The sequence below is a fragment of the Stenotrophomonas sp. STEN018 genome (assembly GCF_056760235.1).
In genome coordinates, this window is the sequence record NZ_JBRREK010000005.1 from 133,594 (window position 1) to 141,441 (window position 7,848).

Below are 7,848 nucleotides of genomic sequence, written 5' to 3' on the forward strand. Positions count from 1 at the left end.
GCGATGCGCTGGGCCTGCATTCTATTGCCGCATCTGGCCATGGACGGCGTGTTGCGCGCCTGTGCCGAGCCGGAAGCGGCGCGGGTGTTGATCAGTGGGCCGAGCCAGCGGCGGGTGCTGCACGCGGTCAATCCCGCAGCGGCGGCTTTGGGCTTGAAGGCGGGGCAATCGCTGGTGACCGCGCAAGCGCTGGCAACCGGCTTTGAAATACACCCGTACGAGCCCGATGCGCAGTTGCATTGGCACCAGTTTCTGGCGGCCTGGGCCTATCAATTCAGTTCGCAGGTAAGTCTGCAGTATGCGCAGGCGCTGATCATCGAAATCGAGCACAGCTTGGCGCTGTTCGGGCCGTGGCCGAAGTTCGAGGCGCGTCTGCGGCAGGAATTGGACGCGCTGGGTTTCCGCCACCGGATCGCCTTGGCTCCCAATCCGGTAGCCGCACGCGCATTGGCCAATGCGCGCGATGGTCTGAACGTGGATGAAGCTGGCTTGCCCGCATTACTCGGGCAGCTGCCGGTGGCGCGGGCTGGCTTTGGTGCCAGCGCCTCGGCGGCATTCGCGCGCATGGGCATCCGCACCGTCAAACAATTGCAGGGCTTGCCACGGGCCAGCGTCAACCGGCGTTTTGCGCCGGATGTACTGCGGCAGCTGGATGCCTTGCTCGGCGAGCGGGCTTTTGTATTGCAACCGTATCAGCCGCCGGATGTATTCGAGCTGCGCATCGAACTGGGTTACGAAGTGGAGTCCTCGCAGGCCTTGCTGTTCCCGTTGCGGCGTTTGACCTCGGATCTTGCCGCGTTTCTTGCTGGCCGCGATGGCAGCGTGCAGCGTTTTGTGCTGTTGCTGGAGCACGAAGACCGGCCTGCAACCACGCTGGAAATCGGCCTGCTTGCGGCCGAGCGCGATGCCAGCCTGTTGTTCGAGATCGCCCGCAGCCGTTTGGAACAAGCCAAGATCCCGGCACCGGTACGCCAGTTTGGCCTGCGCGCCGATCAGTTGCCGGCGTTTGTGCCGGAACACCGCGAGTTGTTTGATACCCGTCCGCAGCAGAGCATGCCGTGGGAGCAGCTGCGCGAACGTCTGCGCGCCCGGCTGGGCGATCAATCCGTGCACGGGTTGCGTGTACATGCCGACCATCGGCCTGAATATGCCTGGCGTGGCGAGCTTGCCCCTGCTGCAGTTGCAACAGCCAGTAACTTGCCGTCACCAATACGTCCCGGTTGGTTGCTGCGCACGCCACAGCCGTGGCCGGGAGCAAGCCCGGAACTGCTGTCGGCACCGGAGCGGATCGAAAGTGGCTGGTGGGACGGCGATGACGTACGCCGGGATTACTACCGGGTCAGCACCCGCTTCGGCCAGCAGGCCTGGGCCTGGCGTGAGGTGGGCGGCGAGGGTGGTTTCATGCTGCAGGGCTGGTTCGCATGAATGCCGCTTATGCCGAACTGCATTGCTTGTCCGCCTTCAGTTTCCAGCGCGGTGCATCGACTGCGGATGAGTTGTTTGCGCGGGCCAAGGCGCATGGCTATCAAGCGCTGGCGATCACCGACGAATGCACGCTGGCCGGCATTGTGCGTGCCTGGCGTGCGTCGAAGGAAACCGGCTTGCAGTTGATCGTCGGCAGTGAGATCCAGCTGGAGAACGGGCCCAAGCTGGTGCTGCTGGTGGAAAACGCTGCAGGCTATCAGGCGTTGTGCTGGTTGATCACGCAGGCACGGCGACGCGCGGAAAAGGGCGAATATCGCCTGTTGGCAGAGGACCTTGCGGCGATTGATCGCAGCGGCCTATTGGCTTTGTGGTTGCCTGCTGGGCAGCCGGAACCTGCCGAGGGCATGCAGCTTCGGCAATGGTTCCCGCAACGCTGCTGGATTACGGTGGAGCTGCATCACGGTGCCGATGATGACGCTCGCCTGCAGCAACTGCAGGCGCTTGGTGAGCAGCTGCAGCTGCCATTGGTCGCTGCCGGTGATGTGCATATGCATGCGCGTGGACGCCGGGCATTGCAGGATGTGATGACCGCCATTCGTTACCGCGTCACTGTTGCCGAGGCCGGGCAGCGCTTGTTTGCCAACGGCGAGCGGCATCTACGTCCACTATCGGCGTTGCAGGCGATCTATCCGCCCGAGCTTTTGCAACAGACGCTGTGCATCGCCGAACGCTGCGCTGGGTTCGACCTGAAAGAAGCGGTGAATTACCTGTATCCAAGCGAGGTGGTGCCTGCCGGCTACACCGCACAGTGCTGGCTGACGGAGCTGGTGGCGCGTGGCGTGCGCAGGCGTTGGCCGGAAGGTGCTAGCGCAGAGGCGCAGGCCCTGATCGAAAAAGAGCTTGGCCTGATCGCCAAGAAGAAGTACGCCTCGTACTTTCTCACCGTGCACGATCTGGTGGCCTATGCGCGCAGCATCGGCATTCTTTGCCAGGGACGCGGCTCGGCGGCCAATTCGGTGGTCTGCTTCGTGCTGGGCATCACCGAGCTGGACCCCTCGCATAGCCATCTATTGTTTGAACGCTTCATCTCGGATGACCGCGATGAGCCGCCGGATATCGACGTCGACTTCGAGCACGAGCGACGCGAAGAAGTCATCCAGTATGTGTTCTCACGCTATGGCCGCGAACGGGCCGCCTTGGCCGCGGTAGCCACGCAATACGGTGGGCGCGGCGCGCTGCGTGATGTGGCACGTGTGCTTGGCATGCCCGGCGATGTGATCACCCAGCTGACCTCCAGCATCGGCCAGTGGTCGGATGGCGTGCCCGATGCAGAGCGTCTGCGTGAGCATGGTTTTGATCCGGACAGCCCGCTGCTGCGGCGCATCCTGATACTGGCCAACGAGCTGATCGACTTCCCGCATTACCTGTCCCAGCATCCGGGTGGTTTCGTTATTTCCGAACGCGCCCTGCACAGCATGGTGCCGGTAGAGAACGCAGCTATGGAGGCGCGCACCGTCATCCAGTGGGACAAGGATGACCTGGAAACACTTGGCTTGATGAAGGTCGACGTGCTGGCGCTGGGCATGCTCACCGCTGTACGCCGTTGTTTCGATCTGATCCAGCGTTATCACGGGCTGCATTTCACCTTGGCGACGATCCCAAAGGAAGACAAACCTACCTACGAGATGATCAGCCGTGCCGATACCGTCGGCGTGTTCCAGATCGAATCGCGTGCACAGATGGCGATGTTGCCGCGTCTGCAGCCGCGCAAGTTCTATGATCTGGTGGTTGAGGTGGCCATCGTCCGCCCTGGCCCCATCCAGGGCGACATGGTGCATCCCTATCTGCGCCGCCGTACCGGTGAGGAGTTGGTCAGCTATCCCTCCGAAGCCTTGGAGGCGGTGCTTGAACGCACTTTGGGCGTGCCGCTGTTCCAGGAGCAGGTGATGCAGATCGCAATGGTGGCGGCCGGTTATAACGCCAACGAAGCCGATGGTCTGCGCCGTTCGATGGCAGCATGGAAGCGCCATGGCGGGCTGGAGCCGCATCGGGTGAAACTCACCCAAGGCATGTTGGATCGCGGCTATCCGCTGGAGTTCGCCGAACGCATCTTCGAGCAGATCAAGGGCTTCGGCAGCTATGGTTTTCCAGAAAGCCATGCGGCCAGTTTCGCGCTGATCGCCTATGCCAGCAGCTGGTTGAAATGCCACCATCCAGCCGAGTTCACCTGCGCACTGCTCAACAGCCAACCGATGGGTTTCTACAGCCCGGATCAGCTGCTGCAGGATGTGCGCCGGCACGGTGTGGCGACACGACCGCTGGATGTGCGTTACAGCGGCTGGGACTGTTCGTTGGAATGGGAGCGCGACGGTAAGCAGCTGGCGATCCGTTTGGGCTTTTGCCTGGTGCGTGGCTTCAATGCCGAAGACGCGCTGCGGATCGAGCGGGCGAGGGCACAGGCCACGTTTACGGATATCGCCGACCTGTGTCGACGGGCTGATCTGGACGCACGCGCACGCGCCCTGCTGGCCGATGCCGGTGCCTTGCGCGGCATGGCCGGCAACCGGCATCGAGCACGCTGGGCGATTGCCGGCGTCGAAGACCAGCGCCCCTTGTTTGATGACCAACCGGCGACTGCCGAAGCCGATGTCGCCTTGCCGATGCCCAGCGCTGGCGAGGATCTGAGCGCGGATTACGCCTTGCTCGGGACCACGTTGGAGCTGCATCCGCTGGCGCGTCTGCGGCGACAGCTGAGTGCACGCCGCTGCCGCAGCTCCAAGGATCTGGAAAGCATGCGCAGCACCGGCAATGTGCTGGTAGCCGGGCTGGTGCGCGGGCGTCAGCGGCCAGCAACTGCCAGCGGCGTCACCTTCATCACCTTGGAAGACGAGTTCGGCCAGATCAATGTGGTGGTCTGGCGGCAGCTGGCCGAGCGCCAGCGGCAGGTGTTTCTGGAATCACGGCTGATGCAGGTCAGCGGCCGGCTAGAAGCCGAGAACGGCGTGCGTCATCTGATCGCACGCCGCCTGGATGATCTGTCCCCGCTATTGGGCAGTCTGGACGTACGCAGCCGTGACTTTCATTGAGCATCGCAGAAGTTCGTCGTAACAGCGGTCGACAACTACACCGCGTTGAAGCTCGCTGCCAAGGTGCCGACTACCAATACCCAGCCATCCACCAGCACGAACAGCAATATCTTGAACGGCGCCGAGACCAGCATCGGTGACAGCATCATCATGCCCATCGACATCAGCACGCTGGACACGACCAGATCGATGATGACGAACGGGATGAAGATCAGGAAGCCGATTTCAAACGCGGTCTTCAGCTCGCTGGTGACGAAGGAGGCAACCAGCACCGGGAACGGAATCGCATCCGGACTGGCGTAGGGGCCTTGCCCGGCGAGGCCAGCAAAGGTCATCAGGTCGGTCTCGCGGACCTGCGCCAGCATGAAGGCGCGCAGCGGTGCGGTGGACAGCTGCCATGCGGTCTGGAAGTCGATCTTGCCATCCAGATACGGTGCCATGCCGGTGGACCATGACTTGTCCCAGACCGGCATCATGATCATCGCAGTCAGGAACAAGGCCAGGCCAAGCAGGATCTGGTTGGACGGGGTCTGCCCGGTGCCGAGTGCTTGGCGCAGCAGGCCGAGCACGATGATGATGCGGGTGAACGCGGTGAGTACCAGCAGCATCGACGGCAGCAAGGTGATTGCCGTCATCAACAACAAGGTCTGCAACGGCAGGCTGACCGGCGCGCCGCCAATCTTGCCGACGTTTACGTCCGGCAGCGCTGGTACCTGCGGGCCGGGTGCGGCCCAGGCAAACAGCGGCAATGCCAGCATCGCCAGCACGATCAGTACTTGCCAGAGCGCACGTGAGTTGAAACCGCGAGAGTTGAAACCTTGGCCCGACATGTTCAGGAGTCCTTGCGCAGCTTCTGTGCCAGCAACTGGGCGAAATTCGGTAGTTGTTTGAGATTGGGCAGGGCCGGAGCGGGCGTCTGCGGCAGCGGCTCAGGCAGCTGGTGCAAGGTGCTGATGCCGCCGGCGGTAATGCCCAGCAGCAGCTGCTGGCCGTTTACGTCGACCACTACCACGCGCTCCTTGGCGCCGACGTTGATGCTGGCGACCACCTTCAGGCCTTCGGCGGGGCGGAACGCGCCGCCGGGCATGCGCTTGAGCAGCCAGCCCAGGCCGATGATCAGGCCCAGCACCAGCAGCAAGGTGAAGAACGCGCCGAACAGGCCGGGCGCACTGGCCGCGTGCTGGCCCACCGGCGTCGCCGCCTTGGCGGCCGGTGCGGCATAGGCGAGCAATGCGATCAACGCAGTCTCCGGATACGCTCGCTGGGGCTGACTACATCGGTCAGGCGCACACCGAAGCGGTCGTTGATGACGACGACTTCGCCATGAGCGATCAAGGTGCCGTTGACGAACACGTCCAAGGATTCACCCGCGCCGCGCTCCAACTCCACCACCGAGCCCTGGTTGAGCTGCAGCAGGTTGCGGATCGGCAAGCGAGCGCGGCCTACTTCCAGCGACAAGGTCACCGGTACGTCGAGGATGACGTCCAGGTCCAGATCGGTGCTGATGCTGTTGTCGGCTTGCAGGTTGCTGAACTGTGCCGGCGTTGCGGCGTTTTCAGTCTCGGGGGAGTGGTTGTCATTCATCGGTGTTTTCCTGAATCACGGGGACGCTCGGGCGCTTTCCCGGAGGATGGGTAGCAGTGATCTTGATGGCGTTGCGGTCGTTGGATACACCAAACTCACCGGTGAAAACCGGGATGCCTTCCACGCACAGCGGCACCTGCTTGGGCATTTCGATCGGAAGTACATCGCCGATCTTCAATTTGGTCAGCTCGCGCAGGCTCATGCGGCGCTTGGCCAGCACGCTGGACAGCTCGACTTCGGCGGTATCCAGCTGCTCACGCAGCATGATGGCCCAGCTCTCGTCGCGGTCGTTGCGGTCGCTCTGGATGCCGGCGTCCAGCAGCTCGCGGATTGGCTCCAGCATCGAGTACGGCAAGGTGATGTGGATATCGCCACCGCCGCTGTCGAGCTCGACGTGGAAGCGGCTGACCACCACGTACTCGCGCGGACTGACGATGTTGGCGAAATGCGGGTTGATCTCGGAGTTGATGTAGTCGAAATCGACGTTCATCACCGGGCCCCAGGCCTCTCGCAGATCGGTGAAGGTCTGCTTCAGCATCAGCTGGATCACGCGCATTTCAGTCGCGGTGAACTCGCGGCCCTCGATGCGGGTGGGGTAACGCCCGTCACCACCAAAGAAGTTGTCGACGATGGCGAACACCAAGGTCGGCTCGAACACGATCAGGCCGGTGCCGCGTAGCGGCTTGAAGCGGATCAGGTTGAGATTGGTCGGCACATACAGCGAATGCAGGTAGTCGCCGAACTTGACCAGCTCGATCCCCCGTACCGACAACTCGGCCGAGCGACGGATCAGGTTGAACAGACCGATGCGCCACAAGCGGGCAAAACGCTCATTGACCATTTCCAGGGTCGGCATGCGCCCGCGGATGATACGGTCCTGGCTGGCGAAGTCGTACGAACGCGCTTCGCCAGGCGCCGCCGCCGGTTCGGCAGTATTGACCGAGCCGGAATCGACGCCGTGCAGCAGGGCGTCGATCTCGTCTTGGGACAGTAGGTCGTTGATGCTCATCGTGGCGCCTTACTGGGTCACAAAGCTGGTGAACAACAATTCGTCAGCACTGTTCTGGCCGGTTTCGGCCTTCATCAGCTTTTGCACTTCGGCCAGCGCGGAGGCCTGCAGTTTTTCCTTGCCCGCGCGATCGGCGATCTGGGTTGGCTCAACCTGCGAGAACAGCATCAATAATTTGGCGCGGATGGCCGGGGCGTGGGTCTGCAGCGCAGTCAGCGCCAGCGGATCACGGGTCATCAGCTGCACTTCGACCTGCAGGTAGCGGGGGCCGTCAACCGGGCCACTGAGGTTGACCACGAAGGCCGGGTCCAGCGCGAAGTACTGGGCCGGAGCGGGCGTCTTGGGCTTGGCATCCTTGCTGGCTTCGGCGTGGGCCTTGCCCTGGGTGAAGTACCAGACCCCGCCGCCGGCTGCGGCGGCAGCGAACACGGCGATCAGTGCGGGAACCAACAACGAGCGCCGCGGTTTGCTTGCCGCTTCCTTGGTGGGTTCAGCTTTGCGGTTTTTATCTGCGGCAACGGCCACGTGGAGCTCCTCAGGATTGCTGCCCAGTCAGATGCAAGGGCTGTGCCGGAGGAGGTGAATGGGCCGGAGTCGGAAAGTTGACACGAGGCTTTGAAGCTTGTGGGAGCGGCGGGGGGGGGGGGGGCGGGGAGGGAGGCAAAGCATCCAACCCCGGGAGGGGGCCCACGGCCCCCACGCCACGCGGGGGGAGGGAAGCGCAAGAAAAAATGTATTTTAATA

At 62.9% G+C, this 7,848-nt stretch carries 7 protein-coding genes; 2 read left to right on the plus strand and 5 right to left on the minus strand.

The window, feature by feature from the left end; genetic code table 11:
- Window positions 1-3 precede the first annotated feature (3 nt).
- On the plus strand, window positions 4-1,425 hold the full coding sequence (locus ACVOMB_RS03665) for a Y-family DNA polymerase (RefSeq protein ID WP_481529925.1): 1,422 nt from the start codon (window positions 4-6) through the stop codon (window positions 1,423-1,425).
- Entirely contained in the window at window positions 1,422-4,511 is a 3,090-nt protein-coding gene (locus ACVOMB_RS03670) for an error-prone DNA polymerase (RefSeq protein WP_481529926.1), read from the plus strand. The genes ACVOMB_RS03665 and ACVOMB_RS03670 overlap by 4 nt, the downstream gene beginning before the upstream one ends.
- Window positions 4,512-4,546: 35 nt before the next feature.
- On the opposite strand, the gene fliP is transcribed toward ACVOMB_RS03670, so the two are convergent.
- From fliP to ACVOMB_RS03695, 5 genes are all read right to left on the minus strand, one after another.
- Complete coding sequence (gene fliP, locus ACVOMB_RS03675; RefSeq protein ID WP_481511369.1) at window positions 4,547-5,269, minus strand: flagellar type III secretion system pore protein FliP; 723 nt, start codon at window positions 5,267-5,269, stop codon at window positions 4,547-4,549.
- Window positions 5,270-5,343: 74 nt separating this feature from the next.
- Entirely contained in the window at window positions 5,344-5,751 is a 408-nt protein-coding gene (fliO, locus tag ACVOMB_RS03680; RefSeq protein ID WP_057628148.1) for a flagellar biosynthetic protein FliO, read from the minus strand.
- A complete protein-coding gene (fliN, locus tag ACVOMB_RS03685; protein WP_481529927.1) occupies window positions 5,748-6,095 on the minus strand; it encodes a flagellar motor switch protein FliN in 348 nt (115 codons plus the stop codon). The genes fliO and fliN overlap by 4 nt, the downstream gene beginning before the upstream one ends.
- Window positions 6,088-7,104 carry a flagellar motor switch protein FliM gene (fliM, locus tag ACVOMB_RS03690; protein ID WP_481529928.1) on the minus strand — a complete coding sequence of 339 codons (1,017 nt, stop codon included), beginning with the start codon at window positions 7,102-7,104 and terminating at the stop codon, window positions 6,088-6,090. The genes fliN and fliM overlap by 8 nt, the downstream gene beginning before the upstream one ends.
- Before the next feature lie 9 nt (window positions 7,105-7,113).
- Entirely contained in the window at window positions 7,114-7,629 is a 516-nt protein-coding gene (locus ACVOMB_RS03695; RefSeq protein ID WP_481529929.1) for a flagellar basal body-associated FliL family protein, read from the minus strand.
- Window positions 7,630-7,848: the final 219 nt, after the last annotated feature.

Bases quoted from the DNA above. Each gene is read 5' to 3' on its own strand.
- ACVOMB_RS03665 (WP_481529925.1), top strand. From the start codon at position 4: ATGCGCTGGGCCTGCATTCTATTGCCGCATCTGGCCATGGACGGCGTG.
- ACVOMB_RS03670 (WP_481529926.1), top strand. From the start codon at position 1,422: ATGAATGCCGCTTATGCCGAACTGCATTGCTTGTCCGCCTTCAGTTTC.
- fliP (WP_481511369.1), bottom strand. From the start codon at position 5,269: ATGCTGGCATTGCCGCTGTTTGCCTGGGCCGCACCCGGCCCGCAGGTA.
- fliN (WP_481529927.1), bottom strand. From the start codon at position 6,095: ATGAATGACAACCACTCCCCCGAGACTGAAAACGCCGCAACGCCGGCA.
- fliM (WP_481529928.1), bottom strand. From the start codon at position 7,104: ATGAGCATCAACGACCTACTGTCCCAAGACGAGATCGACGCCCTGCTG.